General features: G+C 72.9%; 13 protein-coding genes and 1 tRNA gene. 7 read left to right on the top strand and 7 right to left on the bottom strand.

The window, feature by feature from the left end; all coding sequences use genetic code 11:
* The first annotated feature begins 26 nt into the window (after positions 1-26).
* On the top strand, positions 27-1427 hold the full coding sequence (locus tag OG702_RS34905) for an MFS transporter (RefSeq protein ID WP_327292980.1): 1401 nt from the start codon (positions 27-29) through the stop codon (positions 1425-1427).
* 28 nt (positions 1428-1455) lie between these two features.
* Positions 1456-2220 (top strand): SDR family NAD(P)-dependent oxidoreductase, encoded by a 765-nt coding sequence (locus OG702_RS34900; RefSeq protein ID WP_327292979.1) that lies wholly within the window; start codon positions 1456-1458, stop codon positions 2218-2220.
* Positions 2221-2322: 102 nt separating this feature from the next.
* On the opposite strand, the gene OG702_RS34895 is transcribed toward OG702_RS34900, so the two are convergent.
* Together OG702_RS34895 and OG702_RS34890 are read right to left on the bottom strand one after the other, a co-directional pair.
* Positions 2323-3111: an alpha/beta fold hydrolase gene (locus tag OG702_RS34895; RefSeq protein ID WP_327292978.1), complete on the bottom strand. Its 789-nt coding sequence runs from the start codon at positions 3109-3111 to the stop codon at positions 2323-2325.
* A 179-nt stretch (positions 3112-3290) separates the two neighbouring features.
* Positions 3291-3494, bottom strand: coding sequence for a hypothetical protein (locus OG702_RS34890; protein WP_327292977.1), 204 nt, complete (start codon positions 3492-3494; stop codon positions 3291-3293).
* 186 nt (positions 3495-3680) lie between these two features.
* On the opposite strand from OG702_RS34890, the gene OG702_RS34885 reads away from it, so the two are divergent.
* The gene (locus OG702_RS34885; RefSeq protein WP_327292976.1) at positions 3681-4169 is read left to right on the top strand and encodes a nuclear transport factor 2 family protein; all 489 of its coding nucleotides are present in this window, start codon (positions 3681-3683) and stop codon (positions 4167-4169) included.
* Between the two features lie 242 nt (positions 4170-4411).
* Here OG702_RS34885 and OG702_RS34880 read toward each other — a convergent pair whose 3' ends face one another.
* Positions 4412-4996, bottom strand: coding sequence for a hypothetical protein (locus tag OG702_RS34880; protein ID WP_327292975.1), 585 nt, complete (start codon positions 4994-4996; stop codon positions 4412-4414).
* Positions 4997-5235: 239 nt separating this feature from the next.
* Here OG702_RS34880 and fdh point away from each other — a divergent pair, with 239 nt between their 5' ends.
* From fdh to nrfD, 3 genes are read left to right on the top strand one after another with little or no spacing between them, the layout of a single operon-like run.
* Positions 5236-8526, top strand: coding sequence for a formate dehydrogenase (gene fdh / locus OG702_RS34875; protein WP_327292973.1), 3291 nt, complete (start codon positions 5236-5238; stop codon positions 8524-8526).
* Positions 8523-9542: a 4Fe-4S dicluster domain-containing protein gene (locus tag OG702_RS34870; RefSeq protein ID WP_327292972.1), complete on the top strand. Its 1020-nt coding sequence runs from the start codon at positions 8523-8525 to the stop codon at positions 9540-9542. Before fdh ends, OG702_RS34870 begins: the two co-directional genes overlap by 4 nt.
* Positions 9539-10534, top strand: a complete 996-nt coding sequence (gene nrfD, locus OG702_RS34865) for an NrfD/PsrC family molybdoenzyme membrane anchor subunit (protein ID WP_327292971.1) — start codon at positions 9539-9541, stop codon at positions 10532-10534. The genes OG702_RS34870 and nrfD overlap by 4 nt, the downstream gene beginning before the upstream one ends.
* Here nrfD and OG702_RS34860 read toward each other — a convergent pair.
* From OG702_RS34860 to selD, 4 genes are all read right to left on the bottom strand, one after another.
* On the bottom strand, positions 10527-11741 hold the full coding sequence (locus OG702_RS34860; protein ID WP_327292970.1) for a ferritin-like domain-containing protein: 1215 nt from the start codon (positions 11739-11741) through the stop codon (positions 10527-10529). The two genes, nrfD and OG702_RS34860, sit on opposite strands and share 8 nt — an antisense overlap.
* The gene (locus OG702_RS34855; protein ID WP_327292969.1) at positions 11738-12589 is read right to left on the bottom strand and encodes a phosphate/phosphite/phosphonate ABC transporter substrate-binding protein; all 852 of its coding nucleotides are present in this window, start codon (positions 12587-12589) and stop codon (positions 11738-11740) included. Before OG702_RS34855 ends, OG702_RS34860 begins: the two co-directional genes overlap by 4 nt.
* Positions 12586-13767, bottom strand: a complete 1182-nt coding sequence (locus OG702_RS34850; protein WP_327292968.1) for an acyl-CoA dehydrogenase family protein — start codon at positions 13765-13767, stop codon at positions 12586-12588. The genes OG702_RS34855 and OG702_RS34850 overlap by 4 nt, the downstream gene beginning before the upstream one ends.
* A 165-nt stretch (positions 13768-13932) precedes the next feature.
* Positions 13933-14958 carry a selenide, water dikinase SelD gene (selD, locus tag OG702_RS34845; RefSeq protein WP_327292967.1) on the bottom strand — a complete coding sequence of 342 codons (1026 nt, stop codon included), beginning with the start codon at positions 14956-14958 and terminating at the stop codon, positions 13933-13935.
* Positions 14959-15093: 135 nt separating this feature from the next.
* Here selD and OG702_RS34840 point away from each other — a divergent pair.
* A tRNA-Sec gene (locus OG702_RS34840) sits at positions 15094-15186 on the top strand.
* The last annotated feature ends 46 nt before the right edge of the window (positions 15187-15232 follow it).

The following is a 15232-nucleotide window of genomic DNA, read 5'->3' as shown; positions in this document are numbered from 1 at the left end:
ACGTTCGGTCAAATATCGGGGGGGACATGGCCGCCACGGGCAGCCGCCACAGCAGCACAGCCGTACGCGCGACGAGCACGTCCGCGCCCGCCGCGGACGGATCCACGACCGCAGCTGCGACGAGACCCGCCTTCGTGCTGCTCGGCGCCGTGCAGATATCGCTGATCTTCACTCTCACCTCGCTCGTCGTGCCCCTGCCCCGGATCGGGCGTGAGTTCTCCCTCGGCCGGGACGACCTGATCCTCCTCAGCGCCGCCTACGGACTCGCCTTCGCGGGGCTGCTGCTCTTCGGGGGGCGCGTCGCCGACCGCTTCGGCGGGCGTCGCGCCCTCACCGCCGGGCTGCTGGTGTTCACGGCGGCGTCCCTGGCCGCGGCCGTCGCCCCGGGGCCGCACACCCTGCTCACCGCACGCTTCGGCCAGGGGGTCGGTGCCGCGGTCACCGCGCCCGCCGCGATGGCCGTCCTGCGAGCGGTCTTCCCGGAACCTCTCGCGTACGGCAAGGCCATGGCGACCTGGGGCGGGCTCTCGGTCCTGGGCGCGACCGCGGGCAACCTGCTCTCCGGAGTCATCTCCGCGCTCGCCACCTGGCGCCTGTCCTTCGCCGTCCCCGTCGCCGTCGCAGCCGGCGCACTCGTCCTCGCGCCGCGTCTGCTACCCGCCACCCCGCCGGGCCAGGGCCGGTCCCTCGACCTGCCGGGCGCGCTGCTGGCCGCCACCGGGACCACGCTGGCCAGCTACGGCCTCGTCCTCACCGACGCCCACCGCTGGTCGTCGGCGGCCGCCCTGGTCCCGCTGTTCCTCGGCGTCGGGCTCGTGGCCGGCTTCCTGCTCGCCGAGCGCCACGCCCGCGATCCGCTGCTCCCGCTGGGATTCCTCCGTGACCGCCGCCGCGCCGTCGCGCTCACCGCGATCGCGCTGACCGCTGCCGGGACCGCCACGACGTTCATTCTCCTGTCGCTGCACCTCCAGCAAGGCCGCGGCTGGTCGGCGCTGCAGACCTCCGCCGCCTTCGTACCCTTCGCTGTCGCCCTGCTCATCTCCGGCCGCGCCGCGGGCCCCCTCATCGCCCGCTACGGTCCGCGGGCCGTCACCGCCTGCGGGCTCGCCCTCGCCGCGACCGGTCTCGCCCTGCTCGCGCTCACCGGCCTCGCAGCGCACACCCCGTACGCCTACGGGCTGCTCCCCGGCCTCCTTCTGCTGCCGGCCGGCGCCGCCGCGAGCTTCGCGGCAGCTGCGGTCCTTGCCACCGACGGCGTGGCGCCGCACCGGACCGGACTGGCTGCCGGCGCCATGAACACGGCGATGGAACTGGGTCCGACCGTCGTCCTCGCCGCACTGCTCACCGCCGGCTCCGACGCCGCCTCGCTGGCCGTGACCGCGGCCGCCTTCGCCGCCGCGGCGCTCCTCACCATCCGCACCGCGTAATCCGCCGACCACCAAAGGACCCGTCACCATGACCGCACGCTTCACCGGCAAGACCGCCCTCGTCACCGGCGCCGGCTCCGGCATCGGCCGCGCCGTCGCACTCGCCTTCGCCTCCGAAGGAGCGGCGGTCGCCGCCGCCGGGCGTACCGCGTCGTCCCTCGACGAGACGGTCGCCCTGATCGAGAAGGCCGGCGGCACGGGACTCGCGATGGCCGCCGACGTCACCAGTTCCGCCGACGTCAAAGCCCTCGTGCAGCGCACCGCGGAACACTTCGGCAGCCTCGACATCGCCGTCAACAACGCGGGGGTCGTCCGCGGTGGCGCGCCCGTCGCCGACCTCCCCGAGGAGGACTGGCACACCCTGCTCCAGACGAACCTCACCGGCGTTCTCCTCTGCCTCCAGGCCGAGGTCGCCCGGATGCGCGGCCAGTCCACCGGCGGCGCGATCGTCAACGTGGCCTCCAACCTCGGTGCCCACATGCGCGTTCCGGGCCTCGCCGGCTACATCACCACCAAGGCGGCCGTCTCGGCCCTCAGCCGGGCCGCGGCCCTCGACCACATCGGCGACGGCATCCGCATCAACGCCGTCAGCCCGGGCCCCACCGACACCCCCATGTCCCTGCGCCCCGGCGAGACCGACGCCGACCGCGCCGACCGGATGAAGGGCGCCGTACCTCTCGGCCGGGTCTCCAGCACCGCGGAGATCGCGGCGGCCGTCCTCTATCTCGCCTCGCCCGACGCCGCCAGCGTCGTCGGCGCCGACCTCGTCGTCGACAGCGGCGCCACGGCCTGACCCGCGTACCTGCCGCAGGTCAACAGGGCCTGCCGTGTTCGGGACCGGGGCGCCGGCCGGTCTTGAACACGGCGCCGACCGTCGTGATGCTCTGCGCCGGGCTCAGGAGCCCGGCGCGTGCGCACGCCGGACGGGAAGCATCGTCGGAGCCGGATCGCTCCCGAGGAAGTCCAGCACCAACTGGTTGACCAGCGCGGGCTTCTCCAGCGGAACGAGGTGCGAGGCACCGGGCACGACGGCCAGTTGCGACGCCGGCAGCGCCTCGTACAGGTCGACCGTGTGCGCCGGCGTCAGCATGTCGTCGTCCCCGACCATCACCAGGGCCGGCGCGGCGATGCGGCCCAGGTCGCCGGTGGAGAGCGTCGGCTCCGTACGCCACAGGTCGAGGATCTTGCCCGCCACCACAGGCCAGTCGCCGCCCTCCGGCGCGACCGCCTCGTACATCTCGCGGAAGAACGCGAGATCGGTACTGTCCGGCGCCATTGCGTCCAGCATGGCCGGCTCGGCCCACGACTCCGGGGCGGGACGGAAGTTCGCCCCGATCACGACGATCTTCCGGACCAGGTCCGGGCGGTCGGCGGCCACGAGCAGCGCGACGATGCCCCCGTCGCTCCACCCGACAAGATGCGCGGGAGCGCCGACGACCGACTCGAGGAAGGCCACGGTGTCGTCAGCCATGTCCTGGTAGTGGAGCGGCCCCGCGACGTCGGGAGTGTGCCCGTGGCCGCGGCGCTCGGGCAGGAACAGGCGGTAGCTCTCTGCCAGGTCGGGCCGCTGGGCTCCCCACGTCTCGTTCGTACAGAACCCGCCGTGCAGCAGAACCAGCGGGTCGCCCGCGCCCTCGGTGTCGTACCAGGTCGTGGCGCCAGGAAGTTCCACGTACTCGCCCATCGTTCCAGGCCCTTCCCACTACCCGCCCCCCGTCAGTTTCCGCCGCACCAGAAGAGCCCGCAACGCCAGGCCGCCCGCGCCGGCGGCCGCCCGCCCGGCAGGGTGCGTGCCGCACCGGACGGCGGTCTGCCGCATCCTGCGGCCGGACCGTTCCGCACTCTCCTGGTCGGAGCGCCGGCTCAGCGACGTTCGCTGTAGCGGTGCACGAGCTGCTTGCCGCCCCAGCCCCCGGCGACAGCCGCTCCGGCGGCAGCCGCCCACGTGATCGTGGTCGGCGCGCCCAGGACGGACAGGACCAGTCCCACCACGCCGAGCGCCGCCATCCCCCCAGCACAACACACCGAGATTCTGAACCGCTCGGCGAAATAAGGCTCCTGTGTCACCGATCCACCCCTCCCGCCGCCGGGCACACGCATGCCGCGGGCGCCCTGTAGGGGCTCGCCTACCCCGATCGGGCGGCCGCGCTCGCTGCCCCGCGCGGTGTCACAGGGAGCGCCTCAAGGTCCTTCCCGGCTCGCGTGACGGCGGACCCCTCCCGGACTGCTCCGGCGCTGGGTACCGTGCCCGGCATGACAACGCTGGAAGCCCTCGCCGCCCGCCTCGACCGCGTCGAAGCAGAGCTTGCACTGCACCGTTTAGCCCACGACTACTGCGCGGGCGCCGACCACCACGACCGGCTCCGCTGGGAGGGGGTATGGGCACTGGACGCCATCTGGGAGACCAGCCCCCACCGCGTCTTCATAGGCCTGGAAGCGATCTGCGCCGCGGTCGAGCAGCAGTGGCGCACCTTCCCCGTCATGCAGCACGCCACCGCGAACCACACCGTGACCATCAGCGGGGACGCGGCCACGGGGCGCTCCGACGTCGTGGTCCTGGCCCAACTGCCCGACCGTCACTGGGTCGTCGGAGGAGGCAGTTACGAAGACGAGTACCGCCGCCGGGAGGGGGTCTGGCGGATGACACGGCGCAGGGTGATGCAGCCCTTCGACCTGATGCTGATGCTCGGTGACGGACCGGCACCCTTCGGCGGCGCCGTCCGCGTCCACGCCGACCGGTAGCCGCGGCGCGGGATGCCCGTCGACCGATCGTGTCCGCCGAACCCGGTCGCCACTGTCACGAACCTCCCGGGATCGGTGGCTACTCGAGGACCGCCCCCAGCGTGGTCCGCAGCGCGCGGATCTCGTCCTCGCTCGCCCGCTCGGCCGCCTTGCCCGCCGGCGCCGACTCCGGCGTCTCGCGCGCCTCCAGGATGTCGGCCGGCTCCGGCTCGGGGGCAGGGCGAGGACCCGCGGGGTCGGGCTCAGGTGCGCCAGTGCCAGCCGAGGGCGAAGTCGACGGCGACCGCGTAGGAGATGTACAGCAGCCAGCAGCCGGTGGCCAGGCGGAAGAGGCCCAGTGCGCGTTCGGCCAGGACGACGCCGATCGAGACGAAGAAGTCGCTGAAATAGACGGCGAACAGGCCGAGGAACACCAGGCCGACCGGCCAGTCGCCGACCCGGAAGAACACGGTGGCGCCCATCGAGGAGATGAGCATGAAGGCCACCGACATGCCGGCGTTCGGCCGTGGGTCGTTCTGGCGGTAGCGGTTCCAGCCGATGCTGAACCAGTGGATTCCGTAGGCCGAGAAGGCGAAGGCGGCCATGTAGAGGGTCGGGTCCCGGAAGACCCGGAACCAGGTCAGGCCGACGAACAAGATGAAGCCGACGACGAACTGGCAGAAGCCCGGCAGCCAGATTCCCCAGACGCCGAGGGATCGGTCCACCCGCTCGTCGCGTCTGGGCCAGCCGATCAGCTCGTGGGGGGCCCAGATCAGGTACCCCGTACCGAGGCCGAAGAAAGCGAGTGCCAGCGGCGGGAAGTCGGAGGGAGCGAAGGTTACCGGCACGTCGTCATGTCTCCTCTGGTCTCTGTCGTGGCCGCCCGTGGTCTCTCCCCGGACCCATCACGCCATCTGAGATGCGTATCCGATATGTATCTTATGTTCCATATACGTGCACGCTGGCGGCCGTACGGCGGGGGCCGCGCTGACACCGCGCGTCCCTGACTTGCGGACGTACCTCCTGCCGGTACCTTCGACATGAAGTGACCGACCGCGCGGTGGACCAGGCCGGAAGGAGCAGGCCGATGGGCGTGAAACGGTGGATCGGGAAGTGGCCGGTGTACCGCCAGCTCACCGGGGACGACCCGTTGGGCCGGGGCAAGGCGGCCCAGTCCCCGCGCTCGGCCGCACTCGCGCCCCGCACCGAAAGCGCCGACCGGGTGATCGACTCGGTCTGTCCTTACTGCGCCGTGGGCTGCGCGCAGCGGGTCTTCGTCAAGGACGAGCAGGTCATCCAGATCGAGGGCAACCCGGACAGCCCCATCTCGCGCGGCCGGCTGTGCCCGAAGGGCTCGGCCAGCAGGCAGCTCGTCACCGGACCCCAGCGCGTGCAGAAGGTGCGCTACCGCCCGCCTTACGGCACCGAGTGGCAGGACCTGGACCTGGACACCGCCATGGACATGGTGGTCGACCGGGTGCTGGACGCCCGGCGGAAGGGCTGGCAGGACGTCGACGGGTCGGGGAACAAGCTCCGCCGGACGATGGGCATCGCCAGCCTCGGCGGCGCCACGCTGGACAACGAGGAAAACTACCTGATCAAGAAGCTGTTCACCGCCCTGGGCGCGCTACAGGTGGAGAACCAGGCGCGTATTTGACACTCCGCCACGGTTCCCGGTCTGGGAACCTCGTTCGGGCGCGGTGGTGCGACCGATTACCAGCAGGACCTGGCCAACGCCGACTGCATCATCATCATGGGCTCGAACATGGCCGAGGCCCACCCCGTCGGTTTCCAGTGGGTGATGGAGGCCAAGGGGCGCGGAGCCCGGGTCATCCACATCGACCCGCGGTTCACCCGTACCAGCGCGCTGGCGGACCAGCACGTCACGGTGCGGGCGGGTACCGACATCGCCTTCCTCGGCGGCGTGATCCACTACATCCTGTCCCACGACCTGTACTTCAAGGAGTACGTGCAGGCGTACACCAACGCCTCGTTCCTGCTGAACGAGGGGTACCAGGACACCGAGGACCTGGACGGGCTGTTCGGCGGGTACGACGCGCGGACCGCCTCGTACGACTCGTCGGTCTGGGCGTACGAGAGCACCGTGGCCGAGCAGAAGTCGGGGCGGCGGGCGAAGGAGCAGTCCCACTCGTACCAGCACGGCGCGAGCGGTCCGGTCGTGGAGGGGTCCGCGCAGGAGATCGCGGCCGACCCGACGCTGGAGCATCCGCGGTCCGTCTTCCAGGTGCTCAAGCGGCACTTCTCCCGCTACACCCCGGAGATGGTGGAGCGGATCTGCGGAGTGCCCCAGGACCTCTTCCTCGAGGTCTGCCGTGCCTGGACCGCCAACTCCGGTCGCGAGCGCACCTCCGGGCTGGTGTACAGCGTGGGCTGGACCCAGCACACCGTCGGCGCCCAGTACATCCGGGCCGGGTCGATCATCCAGCTCCTGCTGGGCAACATCGGCCGTCCCGGTGGCGGGATCTACGCGCTGCGCGGTCACGCCAGCATCCAGGGCTCCACCGACATCCCGACGCTGTTCAACCTGCTCCCCGGCTACCTGCCGATGCCCGACACCACCCACGAGGACCTGGGCAGCTACCTGGACGCCATCAGCGGCCACAACCAGAAGGGGTTCTGGGGGAACGCCGACGCCTACACGATCTCGCTGCTCAAGGAGTACTGGGGAGACGCGGCGACGGCGGAGAACGACTTCTGCTTCGACTACCTGCCCCGCATCAACGGCGACCACGGCACCTATCGCACGGTGATGGACATGGTCGACGGCAAGGTCTCGGGTTACTTCCTGCTCGGTCAGAACCCCGCGGTCGGCTCGGCCCACGGCCGCATGCAGCGCCTGGGCATGGCCAACCTCGACTGGCTGGTCGTCCGCGACCTCGCCATGATCGAGAGTGCCACCTTCTGGAAGGACGCCCCGGAGATCGAGACCGGGGAGATCACCCCGGAGAGCTGCCGCACGGAGGTGTTCTTCTTCCCCGCGGCCTCGCACGTGGAGAAGTCCGGCACCTTCACCCAGACGCAGCGGATGCTGCAATGGCGCGACCAGGCCGTAGAACCTGCCGGTGACCAGCGCTCCGAGCTGTGGTTCTTCCACAACCTGTGCCTGCGGCTCAAGGCGCGGCTGGCCGGCTCGACCGACGAGCGGGACCGTCCCCTGCTGGACCTGGCATGGGACTACGCGGCCGAGGGCGACGAGCCGTCAGCGGCCGACGTGCTGCGGCACATCAACGGCATCGATCTGGGCACCGGCCGTACGGTCAGCGGCTACGCCGATCTGAAGGCGGACGGCAGCACGTCCTGTGGCTGCTGGATCTACAGCGGTGTCTACGCCGACGAGGTCAACCAGGCCCGGCGCCGCACCCCGCGCTTCAAGTGCGGTCCCTACGACCCCGAGTGGGGCTGGACCTGGCCGATGAACCGGCGGGTGCTGTACAACCGTGCGTCCGCCGACCTGCAGGGGCGTCCCTGGAGCGAGCGCAAGGCGCTGGTGTGGTGGGACGCGGAGCGCGGCGAGTGGACCGGGCACGACACACCGGACTTCCAGACCACCAAGCCGCCGGACTTCCGGCCGGCCGAGGGCGCCTCCGGGCCCGACGCGCTCCGCGGTGACGACGCGTTCATCATGATGTCGGACGGGAAGGCCTGGCTGTTCGCCCCGACCGGGCTGGCCGACGGCCCCATGCCCACCCATTACGAGCCCGCCGAGTCGCCGACGCGCAACCTGCTGTACGGCCAGCAGGCCAACCCGGTGCGCAAGGTCTACGGGCGTGAGGACAACCCGAGCAACCCCGCCGGGCCAGACCCCCACAGCGACGTCTTCCCGTTCGTCTTCAGCACCTCCCGCCTCACCGAGCACCACACCGCCGGCGCCATGAGCCGCCAGCTCCCCTACCTGGCGGAACTCCAGCCGGAGCTGTTCGTGGAGGTGTCGCCGGAGCTTGCGGCCGAGCGGGGCCTGCGCCATCTCGACTGGGGTCATGTGGTCACCGCCCGGACCGCGGTGGAGGCCCGGGTGGTCGTCACCGACCGGATGGCGCCGCTGCGGATCGACGGCCGGGTGATCCACCAGGTCTGGATGCCATACCACTGGGGCGGGACCGGCCTGACGACCGGGGACGTGGTGAACGACCTGATCGGCGTGGTGGTCGACCCGAACGTGTTCATCCAGGAGAGCAAGGTCCTGACCTGCGACGTCCGGCCAGGGCGCCGCCCGAGAGGTCCGGCGCTGCTGGAGTACGTCGAGGACTACCGGCGGCGCGCCGGGGTCACGGCGGAGACCGGCACCTGCGTCGTGACGTCCGGAGAGGGCGACAGGCCCAGTCACCCAGAGTCAGACGGCCCGGAGGAAACACCATGACGCACGAGCACAGTTTCTACGGGCCGCTCGCCGACCCCGCCGGGGACGCCGGGCACCGCGACCACCCACCGAGGATGGGCTTCTTCACCGACACCTCGGTGTGCATCGGCTGCAAGGCGTGCGAGGTGGCCTGCAAGGAGTGGAACGAGGTGCCCGAGGACGGGCTCGACCTGCTCGGCATGTCCTTCGACAACACCGGCATGCTGGGCGCCAGTTCCTGGCGGCACGTCGCCTTCATCGAGCAGGAGGCCACGCTGGGCCGGCAGGACGCGGGCCTGTCGACCCTTCCCACCGGTCCCTCGGGCACCGTCGTGGCGGACGGGACGGTGTCCCAGGCGCTGCCGGAGGCCGCCCGGGGCGGGGCCGATCTCGGCACCGCGCCGGTGCATCTGGGGTTTCCGTCCTTCGACCTGCCCGGCGCCGGCAGCGGCGCGGAGAGCCGTACCTCCTTCCGCTGGCTGATGTCCTCCGACGTGTGCAAGCACTGCACCCACGCCGGGTGCCTCGACGTGTGTCCCACCGGGGCGCTGTTCCGCACCGAGTTCGGCTCCGTGGTCGTCCAGCAGGACATCTGCAACGGCTGCGGCTACTGCGTGTCCGGCTGCCCCTACGGGGTGATCGACCGGCGGCCGGACGACGGCCGGGCGTTCAAGTGCACGCTGTGCTACGACCGGTTGCGCGGCGACATGGAACCGGCGTGCGCGCAGGCGTGCCCCACCAAGTCCATCCAGTTCGGCCCGCTCGACGAGCTCCGCGACCGGGCGGCGCTGCGCCTGGAGCAGCTGCACGAGGCGGGGGTGGGCGAGGCCCGGCTGTACGGCCATGATCCCGACGACGGGGTGGGCGGCGACGGCGCGTTCTTCCTGCTGCTGGACGACCCGGAGGTCTACGGGCTGCCGCCGGACCCGGTGGTGCCCACCCGTCACCTCCCGGAGATGTGGGGCTACGCCGGAGTCGCCGCCTCGGCGCTGCTGGCCGCGGCGACCGCCGTCTTCGTGGGCGGGGGCCGGCGATGACCGGGGCCGAGGGCGCCGTGCCGGCGGGCGAGTACCGCTCCTACTACGGCCGGCCGGTGCTCAAACCGCCGGTGTGGGGCTGGCCGATCCCCGCGTACTTCTTCACCGGCGGGCTGTCGGCCGGGGGCGCGCTGCTCGCGGCCGGCGCCGACCTGACCGGGCGTCCGGCGTTGCGCAGGGCAGGGCGCCTGGGCGGCTTCGTGGCGCTGGGTGTCAGCAGCTACCTGCTGATCGACGACCTGGGGCGGCCGGAACGCTTCCACCACATGCTGCGGGTCGCCAAGCCGACCTCCCCGATGTCGGTCGGCACCTGGATCCTGGCGGCCTACGGGCCCGGCAGCGCGCTGGCCGCCGCGGCGGAACTACTGCCGGCCGCCGTCCGCGCCACCCTTCCGGGCCGGCTGATGACGGCGGCCGCCCGGCCCGCCGGGCTGTCCGCGGCCCTTCTCGCGCCGGCGCTCGCGTCCTACACGGCGGTGCTCATCTCCCAGACGGCCGTCCCTGCCTGGCACGAGGCCCGCAAGGAACTGCCGTTCGTCTTCACCGGATCGGCGGCGGCCAGCGGCGGCGGGCTGGGGATGCTGCTGGTGCCGGTGGCCGAGGCGGGCCCCGCCCGCCGGCTCGGCGCGGCCGGTGCGGTGGCGGAACTCGTCGCGTCGCGGATGATCGAGCGGCGGCCCGGGCTGGTGCCCACGGCGTACACCACCGGCCGGGCCCACCGGCTGCGCCGGGCGGCGGAGGTCCTCACGCTGGGCGGTGCGGTCGCCGCGGTGACGGTGGCCCGCCGCAGCCGCCCGGCCGCCGCGGCTGCCGGGCTGGCCCTGCTCGCCGGCAGCGTCCTGCAGCGCTTCGGCGTGTTCGAGGCGGGTGTGGCGTCCACCAAGGACCCGGCCTACGTCGTGGTGCCGCAGCGGGAGCGGCTGAACTCCACCGGCGGGGTGGCCCGTGAGGCCGGGCCCGCCGCCGACCGGGCCCCCGGGCCGGTCACATGAAGTTGCGGGTGTGCAGGGCCGAGAGCTCCGCGGCCTCGTCGGCGGGGAACCCAAGACGGATCAGCCGGCGTTGCCGTCCTTCGTCCATCGCGGTCAGCAGCTCCCCGACCTGGCGGTGACCGCGAGCGACGGCGGCCGGCTGCCAACTGCCGGCGGCCAGCACGACGAGCGCGTCGAGCACGTCCTGGTTGAGCCCGGCGGTGTCGCGCAGCACGTCGTGGCGGTGTTCGACCGCGCCGCGCAGCCGGCCGCGCAGGCCGGGGTCCACGGACGTCTGGTGCTGCAGGTGGGCGACGCCGAAGGCCACATGGCGGGCCTCGTCCTGGTGGGCGAGGCGGACCACGGCACGGGTGACCGGGTCGGGTGCGTGACGGTCCAGGAACGACAGGAGGTTGAGAAAGCCGCCTTCGCCCAGCACGGAGAGCAGGAACGAGGCCAGCGCGAAGTCCGGTTCGGCGAGCAGGGTGGCGAGCGAGGCCCGGCCGCCGGCCGAGGAGGTGCCCATCCGCCCGGTCTTCAGCAGGGCCCGGCGGGTGAAGACCTCGACGTGGCGGGCCTCGTCCGCGGCCTGGACGGCGAGCAGCTGGACGACCTCGCGGAAGTGCGGGTGGATGCGCGCCAGCAGCCGGGCGGGCAGCACCAGGGCCGCCTGCTCGTTCTCCACCAGGTAGGTCATCACCTGCACCACCGCCTCCTCGACGGCGGGTGCCAGTTCGAAGGGGGTGTCCCAGGGGACCGCGGTGGCCGGGTCCCACTGGGCGGCGGCCGCGTGCGCGTACAGGCTGGGGGCGACGTCGGCCCACACCAGGTCGCGTTCTGCCAGGTCGAACCCGGGGGCGGGGGCGCCGTCCTCGATGAGCGCTCCGCGGGCGGCCAGCCCCCATCCGGGGTCCGGGTGCCGGACGATCTCCAGCGGCGACGGACCGCCGGCCCGCAAGGCGGTGGCCCAGCGGTCGAGTTCGGCGGGGCCGCGGACGATGACCGCCCGCACCGGGGAGCCCTGTTCGGCCCCGGGGTGCACGCGGTGGCCGGTGGTACGGCACCAGGCTCTCAGGTGGGCCAGCAGCGCCGGATCGTGGCCGGCCACTGCCAGCCGCTCCCCTGGCTGCAGGCCAGCCAGCGCCCGCCGGACCAGCAGGTGGGCGCCCTGATCGAAGGGGAGGCCCGCCAGGTCGACGACGGCCGGGGCGCCGGCCGGGGCGCTCACGGCCGGTAGCCCTCGGCGGTCACCCGGCCGGCCGCGTCGTAGAAACCGACCTCGCCGACCGCGGCCTCCAGCGCCGGGAAACCCTCGGTCCGGGCGGGGAGCCAGACGTTGAGGCCCTCCAGGTCGAACAGCCGCCGCACCTCGGGGTCGGTGGGCGACATGCCGAGCAGCAGCTCGCCGAAGCGCTCGGTGAGGGCCGCGGGTGCGGCCTCGTTGACCGCCATGACGCAGTGGTCGTACGGGGCGGTCTCGGCGAGGATGCGGGTGCTGCCGGGGGGCAGCGTGCCTTCCTGGCCGAACAGCAGATGGTTCGCGTCGAGGAGGCAGGCTGCCGCGGCCTGCCCGGACAGCAGCGCCCGGGCGGCGTCGCGTTCGCCGCCGATGTGGTCGCCGTGCAGGCCGACGCCCGTCTCGTGGCCGCGCACCTGGACGTCCTCCCCCGGTCGCAGTCCCTCGGCGCGCAGCAACGACAGCGGGATGAGGGTGGCCTGCGGGGAGTCCATGGCTCCGACGGCCACCGTCTGTCCCTTGAGGTCGCGCAGCCGGGCGTAGGGCGCGTCGGCCCGCACCACCACCAGGGAGCGCAGGTCGCGGTCGGTGTCCCGCGCCACGACCGGCCGCAGGCGCGCGCCGCCGGCCGCGGCCAGCCGCTCGGCGCGGATCCAGGCGAGCGGGGAGTTCCACGCCGCGTGGATCCGGCCCTCGACGAGGTCCTCGACCTGGCGCTCGTAATGGGAGTACAGCACGAAGTCGAACGGCAGCCCGCGTGCGGTCAGCCAGGCGCGGAAGCCGGTCCAGATCGCGACCACCTTGGGGTCGTAGGCGACGGCCCCCATCAGCAGGGTCACGACGCCCCCTCGAACAGCGGCATGCCCAGGCTGGCCCGGCCGGTGAAGTCGTACAGCGCCTCGGTGGTGGGGGCCATCACCCGGGCCGCCAGCGCGTCCCGGAAGCGGCGCTCGACGCCCAGTCCGCGGCGGAAGGCGGCGCCGCCGCACAGCCGCATGACCCCGTCCGCGACGTCCGCGGCCGCCTCTCCGGCGACCGCCTTGACCTGCAGGACGCGCAGCATGGCGTCCTCGCGGCCGCTGTCCAGCGCGGTGAGGGTGTCAGCGAGGAAAGCCCGGGCGGTGTCGGCGCGGGTGCGCAGCCTGGCGTAGGCGTCACGTACCGACGGCAGGTCCACCAGGCTCTGCTCCTGGTGCTCAAGGCGTGCCCGGGTCAGGTGGCCGCCGGCCTGTTCGAGAAGCGCCTCGCACAGACCCACGCAGAACGCCGCGTTCAGCACGAGGAATCGGGGCAGCGCCGTGGCCAGGGCGATGTCCAGGCCCTGGCCGTCCGTGCCGAGCATCGCCGAGCCCGGTACCTGCACGGCCGCGGCGGTGACGGGGCTGGAGGCGTTGCCGCGCAGCCCGAAGCCGTCGAAGGCCCCCTTGACCGCGAGCCCGGGCGTGTCACTCGGCACGTGCCACAGGGTCATGGGGCCGGCGGCGGCCAGCGGGCGGCTGGACCACACGTAACTGTCCGCGTGGCCGGCCGAGGTGACCCAGCTCTTCTCGGCGTCCAGGCGCACCCGGCCGGCGCCGTCCTGCGCGGCGGTTCCCATCGGAGCCCAGAAGTGGCTGCGGGACCCGGCCTCGGAGAAGGCCAGCGTGGTCAGGTGCTCGCCCCGGGCGATCGCCCGGCGCACGTCCTGGTCGCCGTGCGCCTCGACCACCGCCACCGCCGAGAAGTGCATGAGCACCACCATGGCGGTCGACGAGCAGGCCCCGGCCAGCCGCTCGATCACCTGCACCGCGGCGGCCAGTGAGGCCTGGGCGCCACCGGCGTCCGCGGCGCTCAGCAGGCCAAGGACGCCGGCGCGGCCCAGGGCCGCGATCCCGTCGGCGGGAAAGGCACCCTGCCGGTCGATCTCCGCCGACCGGGGGGCGATCGTGTCCTCGATCACCCGCTTCAGCGCGTCTGCGATGTCGCTCGCCGGGACGGCGGGTGTCGGAGCGGTGCGGGTGGTGGACGCAGCGGTCATGAATACGCTTCCTCAGGGGCCGTACACGGTCGGGGAGTTGCTGCCAGCGACGCTAGAGGCGGGCCGGAAGCGGCAGGAAATCCTCGGACCGGCCTTCACCCGAAGGGGTGCCACCGGTTACGCCGACCGAGTACCTGCCGCCCCCGCCGGCGCCAGCCCCGCCGGTCAGCGGACGACGATGTGGTGTTCCTGCCGCGCGACCAGCTGCCCGATCACCGGGGCGCCGGGCACCTCGCATGCCACCAGGAGTCCGCCGGAGGTCTGGGCGTCGGCCAGCAGCAGCCGGGTCAGCTCCGGTACCGATCCGAAATCGGTGGAGGGGGTGACCCACGCGAGGTTGCGCCGGGTGCCGCCGCTGACGAAGCCGGCCCGCGCGGACTCCGGCGCCCCGTCGAGCCAGGGGACCGACGAGGCATCGATCACCGCGGTCACCCCGGAGGCGCGCGCGAGCTTGTACAGGTGGCCCAGCAGCCCGAACCCGGTGATGTCGGTCGCGCACACCGCGCCCGCCGCCAGGGCCGCCGCCGATGCGTCCCGGTTCAGCGCGACCATCGAGGCGACGGCATGCGGGAACTCCTCGCCGGTCGTCTTGTGCCGGTTGTTGAGTACGCCCACGCCCAGCGGCTTGGTCAGCGACAGCGGCATCCCGGGTCGTCCGGTGTCGTTGCGCAGCAGCCGGTCGGGGTCGGCCATCCCGGTGACCGCCATACCGTACTTGGGTTCCGGGTCGTCCACGCTGTGCCCGCCGGCCACATGGCAGTCCGCCTCCGTCGCCACGTCCAGCCCGCCGCGCAGCACCTCCCGGGCCAGCTCGAAGGGCAGTACCTCGCGCGGCCAGCCGAGCAGGTTGACGGCCATCAGCGGGACACCGCCCATGGCGTAGACGTCCGACAGCGCGTTCGCGGCGGCGATCCGCCCCCAGTCGTAGGGGTCGTCCACCACCGGGGTGAAGAAGTCGGCGGTGGCGATGAGGGCCGGTGAGCCGGCGGCGCCCGGCAGCCGCACCACGGCCGCGTCGTCGCCGCTGTCGAGGCCGACGAGGAGTTCGGCGGCCCCGCCGCCCGCGGGTCCGCGGCCGGCCAGCGCCGCCACGACCTCCTCCAGCTCGCCCGGCGGGATCTTGCAGGCGCAGCCGCCGCCGTGGGCGTACTGCGTCAGCCGGACGCCTCCTTGCCGTACTGCGGTCGCCATCGCGTGTCCTTTCTGTGGTGGGTCCCGTCATGCCTGCGGGTACGGGGTGCGGGCTCGCAGCGCGGCGCGTTGACACCTGGCGGGCCCGGGGATTCGATGGCCACTGACGGTGCCGCCGGTCCGGCGGCCCGGCAGGGAGACGAACGGGTGCCTGGTGGCCCTCCCGGTCTTCAAAACCGAGGTGTCCGAGTAACTCGGACAGGCGGGTTCGATTCCCGTCCGTCTCCGCTCGGCTGCCGTCCGCACGGCGTACGGCAGCGGACAGCCGCCGCAG

Origin of the sequence: Streptomyces sp. NBC_01198 (assembly GCF_036010485.1) — a bacterium.
In the GTDB taxonomy this organism is placed as follows: domain Bacteria; phylum Actinomycetota; class Actinomycetes; order Streptomycetales; family Streptomycetaceae; genus Actinacidiphila.
The sequence above is the reverse complement of the archived record's forward strand: the minus strand, read 5'-3'. Positions and strand labels throughout refer to the sequence as shown.